We start from the raw sequence: 18,248 nt of genomic DNA, 5'->3' as shown, positions 1-18,248 counted from the left end.
TGGGTGCTAAGAGGTGGCGGCTAGACCTGACCCCGCGTTCCGTCAAGCTGTCGCTTCATCTAAGTCTCCGCTAAGGGGATCGCTTCCCGCCGCAAGGCGCAAACCATCCACAGGAAAGAATCCGAGAATGCTCAGGGAGACGATCAAGCAGGCCACGGTCACGGCGATGAAGGCCGGCGACAAGGAACGAACTGCCGCGCTCCGACTCATATCCGCAAAGATCAAGGATCGCGACATCGAACAGCGCACCGCCGCCAAGCCCATGGAAGACGATGCGCTGGTGATCGACACCCTGCAGAAAATGGCCAAGCAACGCCGCGAATCGATCCAGATGTACGAGGAGGGCGGTCGTGACGAGCTGGCGGCCAAGGAAAAGGCCGAGCTGGAAGTAATCGAGGAATTCCTGCCCACCCAGATGAGCGAGGAGGAAACCCGCGCCGCCATCGAATCGATCAAGGCGGAGCTGGGTGCCGATTCGATGAAGGACATGGGCCGCGTGATGGGGGAACTGAAAGCCCGCCACGCCGCCGTGCTCGACATGGGCAAGGCCAGCGGCTGGGTGAAGGACAGCCTTTCCTGAACGCCCCGCAAGGGGAAATCGAGGCTCGGCGCATGTCAGTCGCGCTGGTCTAAACGGCCTGCGCGAAGTACAATAAACTTTCTATGGCGCTTTCACCTCAATGGCTGGACGAATTGCGCGCGCGAATCACGCTTTCCAGTGTGATTCAGCGCACGACCAAGCTTCAGCGCGCCGGGGGCGAATGGAAGGCATGTTGCCCCTTCCATAACGAGAAGACGCCGAGCTTCACTGTTTCCGACCAGAAGGGCTTCTATCACTGCTTCGGTTGCGGCGCCCATGGCGACGCGATTCGCTGGATGACCGACCAGCGCGGCCTGTCCTTCATGGATGCAGTGAAGGAACTGGCGGCAGAAGCAGGCATGGAAGTGCCCGCACCCGATCCGCGCGCCGCCCGGGCGGCAGAACAACGCGCCGGCCTGCATGACGTGATGCAGGCGGCGCAGGACTGGTTCGTGGCCAATCTGCGCGGGGCTGATGGCGCGAAGGCCCGGGACTATCTCGAAACCCGCGGTTTCGATGCGCATACGCTGGAACGATTCGGATTCGGCTATGCGCCGGACAATCGCAACGCCCTGAAACAGGCGCTGAGCCAGTTTGAAGAGCGTATGCTGATCGAAGGGGGCCTTCGCATCGACGTTGAAGGGCGCGATCCCTATGATCGCTTCCGCGACAGGTTGATGCTGCCCATCCAGGATACGCGCGGGCGGGTAATCGGCTTTGGCGGTCGCATTCTCGACAAGACGAAGACGGATGCGCCCAAATATCTGAATTCTCCCGATACGCCCCTGTTCGACAAGGGGCGCACGCTGTTCAATTTGCACCGCGCCGCCCAGCCCGCGCGGCAATCCGGGCGAATTGTCGTCGTCGAAGGCTATATGGATGTCATCGCGCTGGCCGCCGCCGGTATCGGCGAAGCGGTGGCACCGATGGGCACGGCCCTGACGGAACGCCAGCTGGAACTGCTGTGGCGCGTGACCGACAAGCCTGTCCTCTGTTTCGACGGGGATGCAGCCGGACAACGGGCGGCCATGCGGGCCATTACCCGTGCCCTGCCCCTTCTGCAGCCGGGCCGGACACTGCAATTCCTCCAACTGCCCCCCGGCCTGGACCCTGACGACCTGATCAGGCGCGACGGCAAACAGGCGATGGAACGCTTGCTATCCGAACCGCAAGGCCTGCTGGACACGCTGTGGCGGCAGGAACGCGACGCATCCCCCCTCAACTCTCCCGAAGAGAAAGCGGGGCTGAAAGCCCGGTTGATGGATCACGTCGATTCGATCGCCCATCCGGATATTGCAGCACTCTATCGCCGGGAATTGCTGGACAGGTTCTCCGCCTTTGCCTTCCCCCCGCGCGAACGGAAACCGTTCCAGCCCCGGCAGGGCGGCGGCACCTTCCCAAAGGGGAAAGGCAATCGCTGGGGGCAATTGACCATCGGGCAGCTCTCGCCGGAAAATGCGGCGCGGCTCAAACGGGCGGCATCGGGCGGCAGCCGGGACTTGCTGACCCAGGCGGTTCTGGCCGGGCTGCTGCGCCATCCAGGCGAAATCCCCCGCCATGCAGAAGCGCTTCTGGCCCTCGCGCCGACTGATGCGAAGCTGGCACAGGAAATAGAACAACTGATCGATTGGGCGGAAGAGCTTGAAGCGAACGGGGGAAATCCCATATCAGCGCCAGGCAATCTTGCGCCGCCGCCGGATAACACCCGATTTTCCTTCCTCATGGAAGGCTCCGATCCGCAGGCCGCGCGCGATGATTTGGCGGAAGCCGTTTCACTGCTGGTCGAAAGGCCGGCATTGGAGGCAGCTATCGCCGCAGCCACGGCACGCTTCGAGACGGATCCCGAAGGGGCTTTCGAAGAGCAGCAGGCGCTGCGTAAACGAAAGCTGGCATTCGAGTCGCGACTCGGGCAAATGGCGAGGAAACGTGCCTCTTTTGTGGCACAAAAAGATGATCCGCCCTCCCCGGATACGGCGGATTGGGGCGAACAGGAAGCGGGTTAAACGATAGATGGCGTCCGAAGCCAAGACCAAGCAAAACGAAGATGCGCCGCTGATTGATCTCAACGAAGCATCGATCAAGAAGCTCATCGCGAAGGCGAAACGCCGCGGCTACGTCACTTATGATGAGCTGAACGAAGCGCTGCCTTCGGACCAGATGAGCCCGGATCAGATCGAGGACATCCAGACCGCTCTTTCCGAAATGGGCGTGCAGATCGTCGAAAATGACGAGGACGCGCAGGAAGACGAAGACGGCGGCGTCGAGGAAATCGCGTCGCAGGACAGCGGCACGGACGATGCCGAACAGAAGAACGTCCCCGAAAAGAAAAAGAAGGAAACCACCGAGCGTACGGACGATCCCGTGCGCATGTATCTGCGCGAAATGGGCGCGGTGGAACTCCTCAGCCGCGAAGGCGAAATCGCGATCGCCAAGCGTATCGAGGCTGGTCGCGACACGATGATCATGGGCCTTTGCGAAAGCCCGATCACCTTTCACGCCATCATCATGTGGTCGGAAGCGCTCAATAACGAGGAAATGCAGCTGCGCGAGATCCTCGATCTCGACGCGATGCTTTCGAAAGAGCCTCCCGTCGACAAGATGGAAGAAGGCGAAGACGACGATAGCGGCGAAATCAGCGAGGAAACCGCCGGTCCCACCATCCGCGAAGATGATGACGAGGATGAGGAAGAAGCCTCGGGAGACGACGAGGATGGCGAAGGTTCCGGCCGTCGCCGCGAAGAGGACGACGAGGACGACAACACGCTGAGCCTCGCCCAGATGGAAGCGGCGCTGAAGCCCGATGCCATCGAACGCTTTGCCCGCATCACCGACCTGTTCAAGAAATTCGAGAAGATCCAGGCCGAGCGGGTCGAGATTCTCGGCCGGGGCGAAGATTTCCCGGCCTCGCGCGAAGCGAAGTATGAAAAGCTGCGCGAAGACCTCACCGCCGAAGTCGAAAGCGTGCAGTTCCACGCGACCAAGATCGAATATCTGGTCGACAATCTCTATGCCTTCAATCGCCGCCTGACCGCACTTGGCGGCCAGATGCTGCGTCTGGCAGAACGTCACAAGGTCAAACGGAAGGACTTCCTCGACGCCTATATCGGCAACGAGCTGGACGATGGCTGGCTCAAATCCGTGGCGAAGAAGGACAAGAAATGGGCCGCCTTCGCGGAGAAGGAAGGCGAAGCTGTCGAGCGCATTCGTGCCGAGATTGCTGACATCGCCAGCCAGACCGGCATGAGCCTGGATGAATTCCGCCGCATCGTGAACATGGTGCAGAAGGGCGAACGCGAAGCGCGCATCGCGAAGAAGGAGATGGTGGAAGCCAATCTCCGCCTCGTGATCTCCATCGCCAAGAAATACACCAATCGCGGCCTGCAATTCCTGGACCTGATCCAGGAAGGCAATATCGGCCTGATGAAGGCGGTCGACAAGTTCGAGTACCGCCGCGGCTACAAGTTCAGCACCTATGCGACCTGGTGGATCCGGCAGGCGATCACCCGTTCGATCGCCGATCAGGCGCGGACCATCCGTATCCCGGTCCACATGATCGAGACGATCAACAAGCTGGTCCGCACCAGCCGCCAGTTCCTGCATGAACAGGGCCGCGAACCGACGCCGGAAGAAATGGCCGAGCGTCTTTCCATGCCGCTGGAAAAAGTGCGCAAGGTGATGAAGATCGCCAAGGAGCCTATCTCCCTCGAAACGCCCATCGGCGACGAGGAAGACAGCCATCTGGGCGATTTCATCGAGGACAAGAACGCCGTCATCCCGGTGGATGCTGCGATCCAGGCCAACCTCAAGGAAACGGTTACCCGCGTTCTGGCATCGCTGACGCCGCGCGAGGAACGCGTTCTCCGCATGCGTTTCGGCATCGGCATGAACACGGACCACACGCTGGAGGAAGTCGGCCAGCAGTTCTCGGTTACCCGTGAACGTATTCGCCAGATCGAAGCGAAGGCGCTGCGCAAGCTCAAGCATCCCAGCCGCAGCAGGAAGATGCGTTCCTTCCTCGATCAATAGGATCACTTTAGGGGGGAGTAGAATGAGAAGACTGGCACCGGCAATCTTCGCCGGATTGATCGGCATCGCCATGCCGAACGCGGTTCTCGCTCAGAATGCTCCCCCTCCTGCAAACGCCGATCCCGCCGAATTGGCGGAAGCGCGGGCGATCATGGAAATCATGTTCCCGCCGGCTGAACGGGAAGAAACTTTCAACACGCTGATTGCACAGGTGGCCAGCCAGTTCCGGCAGGCCCTACCCCAGGACGCGATCGCTGATCCAGGGCTAAGAGCCATCGTCGAGTCCTATCTCGACGACATACCGGACCGGCTGATGCCGCTGGTCCGCAAACATCTGCCGAATATCATCGATGGAACGGCTATCGCCTATACCAACGAATTTTCCCTGGAAGAGCTGCGCAGGATTCACGAATTTGCGAAAACGCCTGCCGGTGAACATTATCTTGTGAAATCGGCCTCTCTTATGGGCGATCCGGCGGTGGCTGCCGCCAACACGGCCTATTTTGCCGATCTGCAGCAGGCGCAGCGCAGCTTGCAGCAGGAACTGTCAGTGAAGCTGGGCGAATATCTGAAAAACAATCCGGAAGTGGCGGAACAGCTCAACGCGAATTGAGCGCCCGAATTCTGGCATCTGAACAGTAACGCTCGTTACTCCGGGCTGGTGGCCCGGCCAATGCGCTTTGCCGGAAACAAAGAAAATTCCAGCCGTTGATATTCGGAAAGGTGATGTCGCCGCAGGGAGCGCTGCCTTCATCAATGTTGATAATCTTTACAGGCGACAAATATTCCGTAAATTAACCATAATAAGCAGATGAGATAGGAGAGGTAGGTTGCAGGACTTGTCCGGAACGGTGGCTGGATCTTACGCAGCCGAAGTCGGCAGGCTTAACCTCCTGCGTGCCTCCGTGGTTTCTGTATTGTTATGGGGCATTTTACTCTCCATGGTTTTCCGCATCGCAAGCTGACCCTATCGCCCCGGCGCCAGAAGGCGACGGGAGTGGATTGGCTCTGCAAGATCGGATTTCACGGCTTGGTGAAGCGTCCCGCGACGATCCGCCCGGCACGTATAGTGAAGCGCTGCCGGCGCTGCGGCCTCGTGCGCGTCGGCGCGGTGCGGGGATGGACAAGGCCAACCCCCAAGAGCCTCGAACGGCCCTTCACGGCTCCTCCGCCCATTGCCGTAACTACTGAACCGCCCGATCAGGAGCGGCAGCGGGAACCCACACCGCACCTTTGATAAAGTCGATCAGCCCGGCCGGGTTGACGCGGTAATGAATCAGGAATTCCACATCGACGCTTTCCCCCCGTGGAACCGGCGTCATGCCCTGGAAACCTCTTTCCTCAAGAATTTCGGGCGACAGGTCCCGCAGGCCGGTGAAACGGATGATGACATTGGCCACGAATCCGTCCGCCCCCGGGTAAAACCCCTTGAAGATCACCTCTTCACGGCAAAACTCATGGAAAAAGGCGTAAAATTCGCGGAACGCCTTCTTCCCTTCGACGCGGAAGCCGGCATTCTCAAGCACGAAATCGTCGGTGAAGAACGTCTCCAGCGTGCCGTAATCCCGCGCGTTGAACGCCTCGACATAACGGAGATAGTCGTTTTCGGTCACCCAATTTTCCCTTTTGGCGCATCCTATAGAAGCACTGCTGGGGGACAAAGCCCATTTGCGGTGGCTATACACGCCGCGAGTGCTTATGTGCGCCCGCATGAAAATCGCCATCGCATCCGACCACGCAGCATTCGACCTGAAGCAGGAGCTTGGCAAATGGCTGCGTGAATGCGGGCACGAGGTCGCCGACCTTGGTCCGGAAAACGATTCTCGAGTCGATTATCCGGACTTCGGCTATCGCCTCGCGCAGCATGTTGCGGATGGCCAAGCGGAACGTGGAATTGCGCTTTGCGGCAGCGGCATAGGCATCTCGATTGCCGTCAATCGCCACCCTGCCCTGCGCTGCGCCCTCGTGTCCGAACCGCTTTCGGCCAGACTCTGCCGCGAACATAACGACGCCAATGCCATCGCCATCGGGGCGCGGCTGACCGGCGTGGACATGGCCAAGGCCTGCATCGAAACCTTCCTCGCCACATCCTTTGCCGGCGACCGTCATACCGGCCGCGTCGCCAAACTTTCCCAAATACCGCAGGACGTATCTTGATGAGTACCAATCCCGCCCAGGGCGAACCGCTTCAGCATTTCTGGCAGGACAGCCTGGAAGACGCAGATCCCGCCGTTGCCGACATCATCGGCCGCGAGCTCAATCGTCAGCGTGACCGTATTGAACTGATCGCCAGCGAGAACATCGTCAGCCGCGCCGTGCTGGAAGCCACCGGATCGGTGCTGACCAACAAATATGCCGAAGGTTATCCGGGCCGCCGCTATTATGGCGGGTGCGAGATCGTGGACGAAGTGGAAACACTGGCCATCGAACGCGCCAAGGCCCTGTTTGGCTGCGAATTCGCCAATGTGCAGCCCAATTCCGGCAGCCAGATGAACCAGGCGGTGTTTCTCGCCCTGCTTCAGCCCGGCGACACTTTCATGGGGCTGGACCTCGCCGCCGGTGGCCATCTGACCCACGGATCGCCCGTGAACATGAGCGGGAAGTGGTTCAACGCCGTGCCTTATGGCGTGCGCGAGGAAGACCAGTTGCTCGACATGGACGAAATTGTCCGGCTGGCGCGCGAACACAAGCCGAAGCTGATCATTGCCGGCGGCACTGCCTATCCCCGCCATTGGGATTTCGCCCGTTTCCGCGAGATCGCGGACGAAGTCGGCGCCTGGTTGCTGGTGGACATGTCGCACTTCTCCGGGCTGGTTGCCGGCGGGGCCCATCCCTCGCCCTTCCCCCATGCCCATGTGGTAACCAGCACCACCCACAAGAGCCTGCGCGGCCCGCGTTCAGGCATCATCCTGACCAATGACGAGAAGCTGGCGAAGAAGTTCAATTCCGCCGTCTTCCCGGGGATGCAGGGTGGCCCGCTGATGCATGTGATCGCAGCCAAGGCAGTAGCTTTCGGCGAGGCATTGCGTCCCGAATTCAAGACCTATGCGGCGTCGGTGGTGGAGAATGCCAAGGCGCTTGCAGCCAGCCTGGAAGAACAGGGCCTGCGCATCATTTCCGGCGGTACGGATAACCACCTTATGCTGGTGGACCTGACCCCCAAGGAAGTGACCGGCAAGGCCGCTGAAACCGGCCTCGACCGCGCATTCCTTACCTGTAACAAGAACGCGATCCCCTTCGATCCGCTGCCGCCGACCAAGACCTCAGGCATCCGCCTTGGCTCGCCCGCCGGCACGACGCGCGGCTTCGGCCCGGCTGAATTCCGCAAGGTCGGGGGCCTTCTGGCCGAAGTGCTGGAAGGTATGCGCCGGAATGGAGACGAGGGCGACGCCCAGGTGGAGGAAAGCGTGCGTCGCCGGGTCGGCGAATTGTGCGAAGCCTTCCCCGTCTATCCGAGGCGTTGACCTGTGCGATGTCCCTTTTGCGCGCATGAGGACAGCCAGGTAAAGGATTCGCGCCCGACCGAGGACAACAGCGCCATTCGCAGGCGCCGCCAATGCACGAGTTGCGGCGCCCGCTTCACGACTTTCGAACGCGTGCAATTGCGCGAAGTGACGATCGTGAAGAATGGCGACAGACGCGAATCTTTCGATCGCCGGAAGATCGAACAATCGGTGTCGCTGGCCTGTCGCAAGCGCGGGGTCGAACAGGAGAGAATTGACCAGCTCGTTTCGGGAATCCAGCGCCAGGTGGAAACCTCGGGCGAAAGCGAAGTGCCATCATCGCGTCTGGGCGAGATGGTGATGGAAGGGCTGCGCCAATTGGACAGCGTTGCCTATATTCGCTTCGCCAGCGTCTATCGCGACTTCTCCGAAGCACGCGATTTTGAAGAATTTGCGAGTACCGTGCGCGATGTCGGAACGGAGTGAAATGCCCGCCATCGTGCTGGTCCGCCCCCAGCTTGGCGAAAATATCGGCAAGGCGGCCCGGGCGATGCTCAATTTCGGGCTGACCGAGATGCGACTGGTCGCCCCGCGTGACGGATGGCCCAATCCTTCCGCCGGGCCCGCCGCAGCCGGTGCAGACCGGGTGCTGGAAGAAGCGCGCGTTTTCGATAGCGTGGCCGAAGCAGTGGCCGATTGCGCGCATGTCTATGCCACTACCGTGCGCAAGCGTGGTGTGACCAAGCCCGTATTCACGCCGGAAGCGGCGGCGAAAAATATCGCAACGGCCGTCGGACGGAGCGCAATCCTGTTCGGCCCGGAAAGATCCGGCCTGGAAACGGAAGATGTCGCCCTCGCCCGTGCCATCGTCACCGTGCCGATCAACCCGGAATTCGGCTCGCTCAACCTTGCCCAGGCGGTGATCCTCTGCGCCTATGAATGGTCCAAGCATCAGGACCTTGTTGCCCCCACGGAAGAGGAATTGCTGCCTCCCGCACCGCAGGAGGAGCTGGAAGGCCTTATCGCGCATCTCGGCCATATGCTGGAGCCGAAAGGCTATTTTCTGCCCGAAAGCAGGGCAGCCGCCACCCGGCGCACATTGCGGTCCATGCTGACCAAGCCGGGCTGGAACCATCTGGAAATCCGCACCCTGCGCGGAATCCTGAGTTCGCTGGAGAAGCGGGACCGCACGTGAAGGCGCCGCCCGTTTTCCTTCAATTGGACCCTGCAACTGAAATACGTTAGTCTCGCCGGACAAGAACAATATTGCACAATGCAACCGACGGGAGCGGATTGATGAATAAGGCTTGCCTCACGGCAATCGCAGCATTTCTTGTTTCAGGCACAGCCATGGCCTCTTCTCCGGAAGACGGGCAGGAAGATTCCGAAAAGGCTGAACAGGTCGCAGATGCCAATGTCGATAAGGACAAGAAGATCTGCCGGACCGAAAAGGTCACAGGCTCGCGCACACGGGTCAATCGCATCTGCCTGACCCGCGCCCAGTGGGATGAACTTCACCGTAATACCAAGATGGGACTGGATGAAATGGGCCGCGCCGCCAATCATCCGAACTCGGCCAATCCCAACTCAGGCATGTAATCACCGAACAACTTGACTTTTCCGGCGCGAACGGCCAATGGCGCCGCTCGCGAATTGGCCCCGCATCCCGGTGAAGCGGTGGCCGCGCATGGCTTCTGGTCATGCGGTGCGACGCCGGGTTGAAGCGCCGCCAAACGGGCGGTGACAGCAAATCGAAGGAAGTGACTTATGTCGAAGCGCAAGAGCGCCAAGTACAAACTCGACCGCCGGATGGGCGAAAACATCTGGGGTCGTCCGAATTCTCCGGTAAACCGCCGTTCCTACGGCCCGGGCCAGCATGGCCAGCGCCGCAAGGGCAAGATGTCCGATTACGGTCTGCAGCTTCGCGCCAAGCAGAAGCTGAAGGGCTATTACGGCGATGTGACCGAAAAGCAGTTCCGCCGCACCTACAAGGAAGCGGCTAGCCTGAAGGGCGATACCGGCCAGAACCTGATCGGTCTTCTGGAACAGCGCCTGGACATGGTCGTCTATCGCGCCAAGTTCGCGCCGACCATCTTCGCCGCTCGCCAGATCGTGAGCCACGGCCACATCCTCGTCAACGGCGTGAAGTGCAATGTCGCCAGCCGCCGCGTGCTTCCGGGTGACGTGATCAGCCTGGGCAGCAAGGCCAAGGAAATGGCGCTGGTTATCGAAGCCCAGAGCCTGCCGGAACGCGAGATCCCGGAATATGTCGCGCCCGACGGCACCGACAAGGTCACCTTCACCCGCGTACCCAAGCTGGATGAAGTCCCCTATCCGGTGACGATGGAACCGAACCTGGTGGTCGAGTTCTACTCGCGCTGATCCGGTTTCGTACCGACACGGAAAAGGGCGGCTCCGCGGAGCCGCCCTTTTTGTATCTGGTGCCCGGTATTTCTCCTGCGGGAAGCGGTTCGCTACTCCCTGCAGGTTGCCGCCTTCACTTCCTGAGATAGTCCCGGCGGAATTCCGCGGCGAAGGAAGAGAACCGCCCTTCGGCAATCGCCAGCCGCATCGCCTGCATCAATTGCTGGTAGAATGACAAATTATGTTCAGTCACCAGCATGGCGCCCAGAATCTCGCCACTTTTCTGCAAATGGTGGAGATAAGCGCGTGAATATGTGCCGCAGGTCGGGCATGTGCATTTTTCGTCCAGCGGACCGGTATCTTCGGCGTGCCGGGCGTTGCGCAGGTTCAGCGGCCCACTCCAGGTGAAGGCCTGCCCATTGCGGCCAGACCTGGTCGGCAGAACGCAATCGAACATGTCCACGCCGCGCTCCACCGCGCCGACCAGATCATCCGGTTTGCCGACACCCATGAGATAACGCGGGCGGTCATCCGGAAGCTGGCCCGGCGCGAAATCCAGCGTGGCGAACATCGCCTCCTGCCCTTCACCCACGGCAAGGCCGCCGATCGCATAACCATCGAAGCCGATCTCCGTGAGGGCCTGCGCCGATGCCTGGCGCAAGTCTTCCGACAAGGCGCCCTGCTGAATGCCAAACAATGCCGCCCCTTCGGCATGTTCGCCCCCGGCATCGAACGCATCCCGGCTGCGCCGCGCCCAGCGCATGGAAAGTTCCATTGATTTCGCGATGACATCGGGGGGCTGATCCGCCCGCGGGCATTCATCGAAAGCCATCACGATATCGGAGCCCAGAAGCCGCTGGATTTCCATCGACCGTTCGGGGCTCAACATATGCCGTGAACCGTCCAGATGGCTGCGAAATTCGACGCCCTGTTCGGTCAGCTTGCGCAGATCGGACAGGCTCATCACCTGATAGCCGCCGCTATCGGTCAGGATCGGCCGTTCCCAGTTCATGAATTTGTGCAATCCGCCGAGCCTGGCCACGCGCTCCGCCCCCGGACGCAGCATCAGGTGGTAGGTATTGCCGAGAATGATGTCGGCACCCGTGCGCCGGACATCTTCGGGCTTCATTGCCTTTACGGTCGCGGCAGTGCCGACAGGCATGAAGGCCGGCGTCCGGATTTCGCCCCGACGCATGGTGATCTGCCCGGTCCGCGCCTTGCCGTCGCGCGCGTGAATTGAGAAGGAAAAGCGTGTCATCGCCCGGCGCGCTAGACCGAGTGGCTGTGGCGGGCAATGCGCGATTGCTGCCCGTACTGCCTTCAGAAGCCGTAGACGAGCGTGAAACGGCTCAAAGTATCGGTAGAGACCTTACCTTCGGGCGGAGTGCTGTCGTAATCGATCGTGTAGGACAGCCTGGTGCTCAGCCGATTACTGATCCTGGCCTCCAGCCCCGTGGTCAGCAAGACACTGGTGGAGGTGGAGTCGACCACCAGCGTGGCCGCACCGCTGCTGTCGGCAACCATATTGGCATCCTGCGTCAGCGTAAGTGCATCGGTGATGTTCCAGTCGAAATCCAGCCCGACCAGTCCGCCCAGCCCGCTCTCGCTCGTACCTTCCGTATAATCGACCTGCCGCCAGGACGGGCCGGCCTTGACTGACAGTTTCAGGTCATTGCTGTTGAATACCTTGTAGCCGAGGCCGCCCGATACGGAATATCGCGAGGAAAAGCCCTGAAAGCGATCCCGTTCATATTGTGCCAGCGCATAGGAAAACAGCTTGCTGTTGATCTGGTATCGTGGCTCGTAAGCGAAAAGATATTGTTCGCGCGAAGTCACGCCGTTGCTGCGCTGATAATCGGCAGTGGCATTCATCCGGTGCTGCCAGTCGATCCCCGTCCGCTCCAGCGAGAGGGCGAGCGAGACGCCGACATTGTCGCTATTTCCGGTATTGCGGAAGGCACCGACCTGCCCCTTGCCGCTCCAACGTTCAAAAACGCCGGCTTCGCGGATTTCCTGTTCCTTGCGCTTCGCCTCTGCCGCGGCGAGTTCACGCCGTTTCTTGCGGAAATCCTGGAACATTTCGTCCAGCGCGTCCGCTTCGTCCGGATTGGTCTGCTTGGCCAGTTCGATGACCGTCCTGACCTTCGCTTCATCTCCCGTGGCGATCGCGGCTTCGACCATTGCCCGCACCGGATCGGGAATTTCCGCAAGTGCCGGCTGGGTGATGCAGGCGGCCGCAAACAGGCCAAGTGCGACATGAAGGGCAGATTTCGGCTGAATCATGGGCGCAATAGCTAGCGCCTCAATCGCGAAGCCGCCACCCGGTAACGAAGATCACACTGATGATCGCGACACAAAGTGCCAGAAAACCGATCGTCATGCCGAAGGACAGCCAGATATCGAAATCCGACGTGCCGGTGAATGTCCAGCGCAAGCCGTTCACGAGGTAAACGATGGGATTGAACATGGCGATGGTGCGCCACGGTTCGCCCAGCATTTCCAGCGAATAGAACGTGCCGCCAAGAAAAGTCAGCGGTGTCAGGATCAACAGGGGCACGATCTGCAACCGTTCCCAGCCATCGGCCCAGATGCCAAGGATAAACCCGAAGAGGGAGAAACTGGCGGATACGAGCAGGATATAACCAATCGCCAGCAGCGGATGGGCAATCTCGTAATCCACGAACAGCTTGGCTGTCAGCAGGATGATGGAGGCAAGGATCAGCGATTTGGCAGCCGCTGCCCCGACAAATCCGATCAGCGTTTCAACCACACCGACAGGGGCGGACAGCAACTCATATATCGCGCCGGTGAAGCGCGGCATATAGATTCCGAAACTCGCATTGGAGGTGCTTTCCGACAGGAGCGTCAGCATCAGCAGGCCAGGAACGATGAAGGCGCCGTAGGACACGCCGCCAATCTCGTTGATCCGCCCGCCAATCGCCGCACCGAATACGATGAAATAGAGCGAGGTCGTGAGCACGGGCGAAATGATCGACCCATAGATCGTCCGGAAAGCCCGCATCACCTCATTATTGAAGATCGCGATCGCGCCGCGCAGATTCATGCCGCGCTCTCCCCGCGATGTTCGAGCAGGTTGACAAAGATCTCCTCCAGGCTCGATTCCGCCGTTTCCAGCCCTTCAAAATCGATGCCTTCGCGGACCAGAGTCTTTACCAGTTCGGCAGTTTCCTGCTTGCCCTTCCCGGTCCCGTCTCCGCCGCGATAGACCAGGCTGCGCCCTTCATCCTCCAGCGTCACGGAATATCCGGACAGGGCGGGCGGCAGACTGGCCATGGGATTGGTGAGCGCGATACGCGCCTCCGTGCGGCCGAGCTGCGCCATGATGGCGTCCTTTTCGTCCACCAGCAGGATCCGGCCCTTGTTTATCACCCCCACGCGATCGGCCATTTCCTCGGCCTCTTCGATATAGTGGGTGGTCAGGATAATGGTGGTGCCACGCGCGCGCAGCGCGTCGATCTGCTGCCACATGTCCCGCCGCAATTCGACATCGACGCCGGCCGTGGGTTCATCGAGAAAAAGCAGTTCGGGATCGTGGGCGAGCGCCTTGGCAATCAGCACACGGCGTTTCATGCCGCCGGAAAGTTCGCGGATCTTGGCGTCGCGCTTGTCCCACAGGCTGAGGCTCCGCAGGACTTCCTCGATCCGCGCGGCATCAGGCGCACAGCCGAACATGCCGCGGGAATAGCGGACCGAACGGATCACCGTGTCGAACATGTCGAAGCCGAGTTCCTGCGGCACGAGGCCGATCCGCCCGCGCAGGCCGCGCCAATGCTTCGCCATATCTTCGCCGAAAGCGTGGATCGTCCCGCCGGTCGGTCGCACCAGGCCGCAAACCGCGCCGATCAGCGTCGTCTTTCCCGCGCCATTCGGCCCGAGCAAGGCGAAGATTTCCCCTTTGCGAATCTGAAGGTCCACACCGGCAAGAGCGGTAACGCCGCCCTTATAGGTCTTGGAAAGACCGCGAATGTCGAGAATGGGGTCGGCCACGGGGCATACATGGATCAAGCGCAGAGGATTGCAAGCGCGCCTTGCCGGTTAATGAACAAGCCGGGCTTGCTTGACCGAGCGCAAGGTGCCCTAAGCCAGATTGCAGCTATGAAAGATGCGAAAAGGAGACGCGCATGAAGGGTTATTTCGACAATATCGAGAAGGCCACCGAGGATAACGAGCTGTTCCGCAAGGTGCTTTATACCGGCCACAACCTGCAGCTCGTGCTGATGACCATTCAGCCCGGTGAGGAAATCGGCGCCGAAGTGCATGACGACCGCGACCAGTTTTTCCGCTTCGAAGCAGGCGAAGGCGAAGTGACGGTGGACGATAATGTCTATGCCGTGAAAGCGGACGACGCCGTGATCGTACCGCAGGGCGCGCGCCACAATGTCGTCTGCACCGGCAAGGAACCGCTCAAGCTTTACACCGTCTATGGGCCGCCCGAACATATTGACGGAACGATCCACAAGACTTGCGAGGAAGCGAGTGCTTCCCACGAACATTTCGACGGCAAGACCACCGAATAGGGGTCAGTCAGGCAGGAGCAGGCTCGCATCCCCGTATGAATAGAAGCGATATCCCGCTTCGATCGCATGGGCATATGCAGCCTGCATCCGTTCCAACCCCATCAGCGCGCTGACCAGCATGAACAGCGTCGATTTGGGCAGGTGGAAATTGGTCATCAGCCCATCAATCGCCCGGAATCGATAGCCGGGCGTGATGAAGATCGCCGTATCGCCGGCGAAGGGACGGATCACTCCGTCTTCGCCGGTGGCGCTTTCCAGCAGGCGCAGGCTGGTAGTGCCGACCGCGATGACCCGGTTGCCAGCCTTGCGCGCGGCGTTGAGCCGGTCGGCCGTCGCCTGTTCGATGCGGCCCCATTCGGAATGCATGGCATGGTCTGCCGTATCTTCCGCCTTCACCGGAAGGAAGGTTCCCGCCCCCACATGCAGGGTAAGCGTTTCCCGCTTCACACCGGCTTCGTCCAGCGCGGCCAGCAGTTGAGGCGTGAAATGCAGCGCAGCCGTGGGTGCAGCCACCGCCCCTTCCTCCCGCGCGAAGATCGTCTGATAATCCTCGCGATCGGCCTCGTCCATTTCGCGCTTTCCGGCGATATAGGGCGGCAGAGGCATCCGCCCTGCCCGTTCCAGCAACACCTCCACCGGCTCTTCACCCTGGAAGGCGAGCGTCCAGCTGCCATCATCGTGCCGCTGTTCGGCCAGAGCGGTGACGTCGGCCCCGAAGTCAATAATATCCTCTGGCCGCAGCCGCTTGGCGTTGCGGATGAAGGCCTGCCAGCGTCGCAAATCCAGCCGCTTGTGCAAGGTTGCGCCAATCCGCGCCTCGCCGCGCCGCCCTTCCAGTTGCGCGGGAATGACCTTGGTATCGTTGAAGACCAGCACATCCCCCGGCCGCAGCATGGCAGGCAGGTCGCGCGCGATCCGGTCTTCAAAGGCACCTTCTGCGCGAACCACCAGCATACGCGACGCATCCCGCGGGCGTGCCGGGCGCAGGGCGATCCGTTCAGGCGGAAGGTCGAAATCGAACAGATCAACACGCATGGCGTGCGAACCCATTATCCAAATCTGTTGCAAAGGCGTGCATGACAGCGCGGTTAGGCGCGCAAACGCCGCTTGGGAAGACTAGCTGCCCGTCGCCTGGCTGCCGGCGACCTGGTCCAGTTCCTCCGACGTCAGGACAGGATTGCCCGCCGCGCCCGTTTCGGGGAATTTCTGCGGCTTGCCGTCCGATGCGATCGAGGCCTGGACGATATAGGTCGGATCAGCCGGCGGTTCACCGCGATGGATTTCATCCACCGCGTCCATCCCGCCGATGACACGGCCGAAATTGGTATATTTCCGGTCCAGCGTGAAACGCGGATAGAAGACGATGAAGAACTGGCTGTTCGCGCTGTTTTCATCCGCCGCGCGCGCCATGGATACCGTGCCGCGCACATGCGGGAACATGTTGAATTCTTCCTCCAGATCGGGAAGTTCCGATCCGCCGCGGCCCGTACCCGTCGGATCCCCGGTCTGCGCCATGAAGCCATCGATCACGCGGTGGAAGATCACCCCGTCATAGAAACCCTGGCGGGTCAGCGTCTTGATCCGTTCCACATGGTTGGGGGCCCAGTCCGGCATCAGGCGGATGGCCACCCGCTTGCCATTGGACAGATCGAGATAAAGCAGATTGTCGAGATCCTGCGTCTGGTCAGGATCGACAGCCGCGCGAATACGCTGCGGTGCCGGCTCCCCTGTTTCCTGCGCAAGGGCGAAACCCGGCGTCAGGCCGACAATAAGCGCAAGCGCAGCAACGAATAGGCGTTTGATCATGGGGTCTCGAGACATCTGCGAAATTTCAGTGAAGCCCCTACCGGCGATGCGCTGACAGTTCAATGAACGGAGCGATTCAATCCCCGCGCCGACCGATCTTCTCCACCCGGGAAACGACGAGGTCCCGCACATCCCTGCTGACAAAAGGAGAAATATCGCCGCCGAACAGGGCGATTTCCTTAACCAGCTTGGACGCGATGGGTTGCAGGGATACGTCAGCCATCAGGAACACGGTTTCGATATTGGCATTGAGCTGCTGATTCATGCCCGCCATCTGATATTCATATTCGAAATCGGCCACGGCACGCAGGCCGCGCACGATCACGCTGGCGCCTTCGCGTTCGGCAAAGGTCATCAACAGCGCGTTGAAACTTTTCACCTCGACATTGGAAAGACCCTGGCGAGCCACTTCCGCACGAACCATTTCCATCCGCTCATCCGGGGTGAACATCGGATCCTTCGACGGGTTCGTCGTAACGCCGATAATCAGCCGGTCGACCAGCTTGGCCCCGCGGCGAATAATATCCGCATGGCCGAGCGTCACGGGATCGAAGGTGCCGGGATAAAGGCCGACCCGTTCGTTCACCTGTCCCGCTCCACCACGAATCGCGCCAGTGCGCGCAGCAGATCCGCTTCGCTGCCATGGCCGCAGAGATGGCCCACGGCCTGCTCGCTAAGCGCCCTTGCCTGTTCGCGCGCCTTTTCCGGCCCCATCAGCGACACGAAAGTGGCCTTGCCTTGTTCCGCATCCTTGCGCAGCGCCTTGCCCGCCTTTTCCTCGTCCCCTTCATGGTCCAGCAGGTCGTCGGCGATCTGGAAGGCCAGGCCGATATCGCGGGCGTAATTGCGCAGATGCGCCCTGCCCTCATTCGGCACGCGGCCCAGTATGGCGCCCATCTCAACCGCCGCACCCAGCAAGGCCCCGGTCTTCAATTGCTGGAGCCGGGTAACGCTGTGAAGATCGAATTCGGTCGTCTCCGCCGCCATGTCCATCACCTGCCCGCCGGCCATGCCCTTGTGCCCACTGGCAATTGCCAGCGTATGCACCAGCTCGGCACGGATGAAGGGATCGCTACTGGTCGCCGGATCGGACAGCAGGTCGAAAGCCAACGCATGCAAGGCATCGCCGGCCAATACCGCCGTCGCCTCTCCGAAAACCTTGTGCACGGTCGGCTTGCCATGACGCATGTCGTCATCATCCATGCAGGGCAGATCGTCGTGGATCAGCGAATAGCAATGGATGGCTTCCAGCGCGCAGCCGGCGCGAACAGCGGAAGCGCGCGAACAGCCATAGATTTCGCCAACGGTCACCAGCAATAACGGCCGCACACGCTTGCCGCCGCCGATCACCGCGTGGCGCATCGCATCGACCAGCGGTGCGCGGCTGTCCTCAGGCACTTCGAGAATCGCGTCAAAAGTCGCGTCTATCTCTCGCTGGATACGCTGCAGGCCGCGGCCAAGCAGATCATCGGCCAGAACCAGTCCCATCCG

Annotated in this window: 20 protein-coding genes; 11 read left to right on the top strand and 9 right to left on the bottom strand. The window is 60.8% G+C overall.

Annotated features, from left to right (window positions below; translation table 11 throughout):
• The first annotated feature begins 127 nt into the window (after positions 1–127).
• From WYH_RS02065 to WYH_RS02050, 4 genes are all read left to right on the top strand, one after another.
• On the top strand, positions 128–580 hold the full coding sequence (locus WYH_RS02065) for a GatB/YqeY domain-containing protein (RefSeq protein WP_046902507.1): 453 nt from the start codon (positions 128–130) through the stop codon (positions 578–580).
• A gap of 83 nt (positions 581–663) precedes the next feature.
• On the top strand, positions 664–2,583 hold the full coding sequence (dnaG, locus tag WYH_RS02060) for a DNA primase (RefSeq protein ID WP_046902506.1): 1,920 nt from the start codon (positions 664–666) through the stop codon (positions 2,581–2,583).
• Positions 2,584–2,590: 7 nt separating this feature from the next.
• Positions 2,591–4,606 carry an RNA polymerase sigma factor RpoD gene (rpoD, locus tag WYH_RS02055; protein ID WP_046902505.1) on the top strand — a complete coding sequence of 672 codons (2,016 nt, stop codon included), beginning with the start codon at positions 2,591–2,593 and terminating at the stop codon, positions 4,604–4,606.
• A 22-nt stretch (positions 4,607–4,628) separates the two neighbouring features.
• Positions 4,629–5,219 carry a DUF2059 domain-containing protein gene (locus tag WYH_RS02050; protein ID WP_046902504.1) on the top strand — a complete coding sequence of 197 codons (591 nt, stop codon included), beginning with the start codon at positions 4,629–4,631 and terminating at the stop codon, positions 5,217–5,219.
• 571 nt (positions 5,220–5,790) lie between these two features.
• Here WYH_RS02050 and WYH_RS02045 read toward each other — a convergent pair.
• Positions 5,791–6,330: a nuclear transport factor 2 family protein gene (locus WYH_RS02045; RefSeq protein ID WP_235979763.1), complete on the bottom strand. Its 540-nt coding sequence runs from the start codon at positions 6,328–6,330 to the stop codon at positions 5,791–5,793.
• Between WYH_RS02045 and rpiB the strand changes: the two genes are divergently transcribed.
• The 6 genes from rpiB (at position 6,317) to rpsD (ending at position 10,431) form a co-directional block, all read left to right on the top strand.
• The gene (rpiB, locus tag WYH_RS02040) at positions 6,317–6,763 is read left to right on the top strand and encodes a ribose 5-phosphate isomerase B (protein WP_046904716.1); all 447 of its coding nucleotides are present in this window, start codon (positions 6,317–6,319) and stop codon (positions 6,761–6,763) included. The two genes, WYH_RS02045 and rpiB, sit on opposite strands and share 14 nt — an antisense overlap.
• A complete protein-coding gene (glyA, locus tag WYH_RS02035) occupies positions 6,763–8,070 on the top strand; it encodes a serine hydroxymethyltransferase (RefSeq protein WP_046902502.1) in 1,308 nt (435 codons plus the stop codon). The genes rpiB and glyA overlap by 1 nt, the downstream gene beginning before the upstream one ends.
• 3 nt (positions 8,071–8,073) lie before the next feature.
• A complete protein-coding gene (gene nrdR, locus WYH_RS02030; protein WP_046902501.1) occupies positions 8,074–8,535 on the top strand; it encodes a transcriptional regulator NrdR in 462 nt (153 codons plus the stop codon).
• Position 8,536: 1 nt separating this feature from the next.
• Positions 8,537–9,244 carry an RNA methyltransferase gene (locus tag WYH_RS02025; protein ID WP_413226746.1) on the top strand — a complete coding sequence of 236 codons (708 nt, stop codon included), beginning with the start codon at positions 8,537–8,539 and terminating at the stop codon, positions 9,242–9,244.
• A 101-nt stretch (positions 9,245–9,345) separates the two neighbouring features.
• Positions 9,346–9,648, top strand: a complete 303-nt coding sequence (locus tag WYH_RS02020) for a hypothetical protein (protein WP_156320047.1) — start codon at positions 9,346–9,348, stop codon at positions 9,646–9,648.
• Positions 9,649–9,816: 168 nt separating this feature from the next.
• A complete protein-coding gene (rpsD, locus tag WYH_RS02015) occupies positions 9,817–10,431 on the top strand; it encodes a 30S ribosomal protein S4 (protein WP_046902498.1) in 615 nt (204 codons plus the stop codon).
• A 115-nt stretch (positions 10,432–10,546) separates the two neighbouring features.
• Here rpsD and tgt read toward each other — a convergent pair whose 3' ends face one another.
• From tgt to WYH_RS01995, 4 genes are all read right to left on the bottom strand, one after another.
• Positions 10,547–11,671 (bottom strand): tRNA guanosine(34) transglycosylase Tgt, encoded by a 1,125-nt coding sequence (gene tgt / locus WYH_RS02010; protein ID WP_046902497.1) that lies wholly within the window; start codon positions 11,669–11,671, stop codon positions 10,547–10,549.
• Positions 11,672–11,733: 62 nt separating this feature from the next.
• Positions 11,734–12,696: a DUF481 domain-containing protein gene (locus WYH_RS02005; RefSeq protein ID WP_046902496.1), complete on the bottom strand. Its 963-nt coding sequence runs from the start codon at positions 12,694–12,696 to the stop codon at positions 11,734–11,736.
• 19 nt (positions 12,697–12,715) lie between these two features.
• On the bottom strand, positions 12,716–13,477 hold the full coding sequence (locus WYH_RS02000; RefSeq protein ID WP_046902495.1) for an ABC transporter permease: 762 nt from the start codon (positions 13,475–13,477) through the stop codon (positions 12,716–12,718).
• Positions 13,474–14,421 (bottom strand): ABC transporter ATP-binding protein, encoded by a 948-nt coding sequence (locus tag WYH_RS01995; protein ID WP_046902494.1) that lies wholly within the window; start codon positions 14,419–14,421, stop codon positions 13,474–13,476. The genes WYH_RS02000 and WYH_RS01995 overlap by 4 nt, the downstream gene beginning before the upstream one ends.
• A 134-nt stretch (positions 14,422–14,555) precedes the next feature.
• Between WYH_RS01995 and WYH_RS01990 the strand changes: the two genes are divergently transcribed.
• Positions 14,556–14,951: a cupin domain-containing protein gene (locus WYH_RS01990; RefSeq protein ID WP_046902493.1), complete on the top strand. Its 396-nt coding sequence runs from the start codon at positions 14,556–14,558 to the stop codon at positions 14,949–14,951.
• Positions 14,952–14,954: 3 nt separating this feature from the next.
• On the opposite strand, the gene queA is transcribed toward WYH_RS01990, so the two are convergent.
• From queA to WYH_RS01970, 4 genes are all read right to left on the bottom strand, one after another.
• Positions 14,955–15,986: a tRNA preQ1(34) S-adenosylmethionine ribosyltransferase-isomerase QueA gene (gene queA / locus WYH_RS01985; protein ID WP_046904715.1), complete on the bottom strand. Its 1,032-nt coding sequence runs from the start codon at positions 15,984–15,986 to the stop codon at positions 14,955–14,957.
• Positions 15,987–16,067: 81 nt separating this feature from the next.
• Positions 16,068–16,757 carry a peptidylprolyl isomerase gene (locus tag WYH_RS01980; RefSeq protein ID WP_046902492.1) on the bottom strand — a complete coding sequence of 230 codons (690 nt, stop codon included), beginning with the start codon at positions 16,755–16,757 and terminating at the stop codon, positions 16,068–16,070.
• Positions 16,758–16,833: 76 nt separating this feature from the next.
• Positions 16,834–17,343, bottom strand: coding sequence for a pantetheine-phosphate adenylyltransferase (gene coaD / locus WYH_RS01975; RefSeq protein WP_046902491.1), 510 nt, complete (start codon positions 17,341–17,343; stop codon positions 16,834–16,836).
• Positions 17,340–18,245: a polyprenyl synthetase family protein gene (locus tag WYH_RS01970; RefSeq protein WP_046902490.1), complete on the bottom strand. Its 906-nt coding sequence runs from the start codon at positions 18,243–18,245 to the stop codon at positions 17,340–17,342. The genes coaD and WYH_RS01970 overlap by 4 nt, the downstream gene beginning before the upstream one ends.
• Between the last annotated feature and the right edge of the window lie 3 nt (positions 18,246–18,248).

This window comes from Croceibacterium atlanticum, from assembly GCF_001008165.2.
GTDB classification, from domain to species: Bacteria; Pseudomonadota; Alphaproteobacteria; order Sphingomonadales; family Sphingomonadaceae; genus Croceibacterium_C; species Croceibacterium_C atlanticum.
This window is presented reverse-complemented; position numbering and strand designations above follow the sequence as displayed.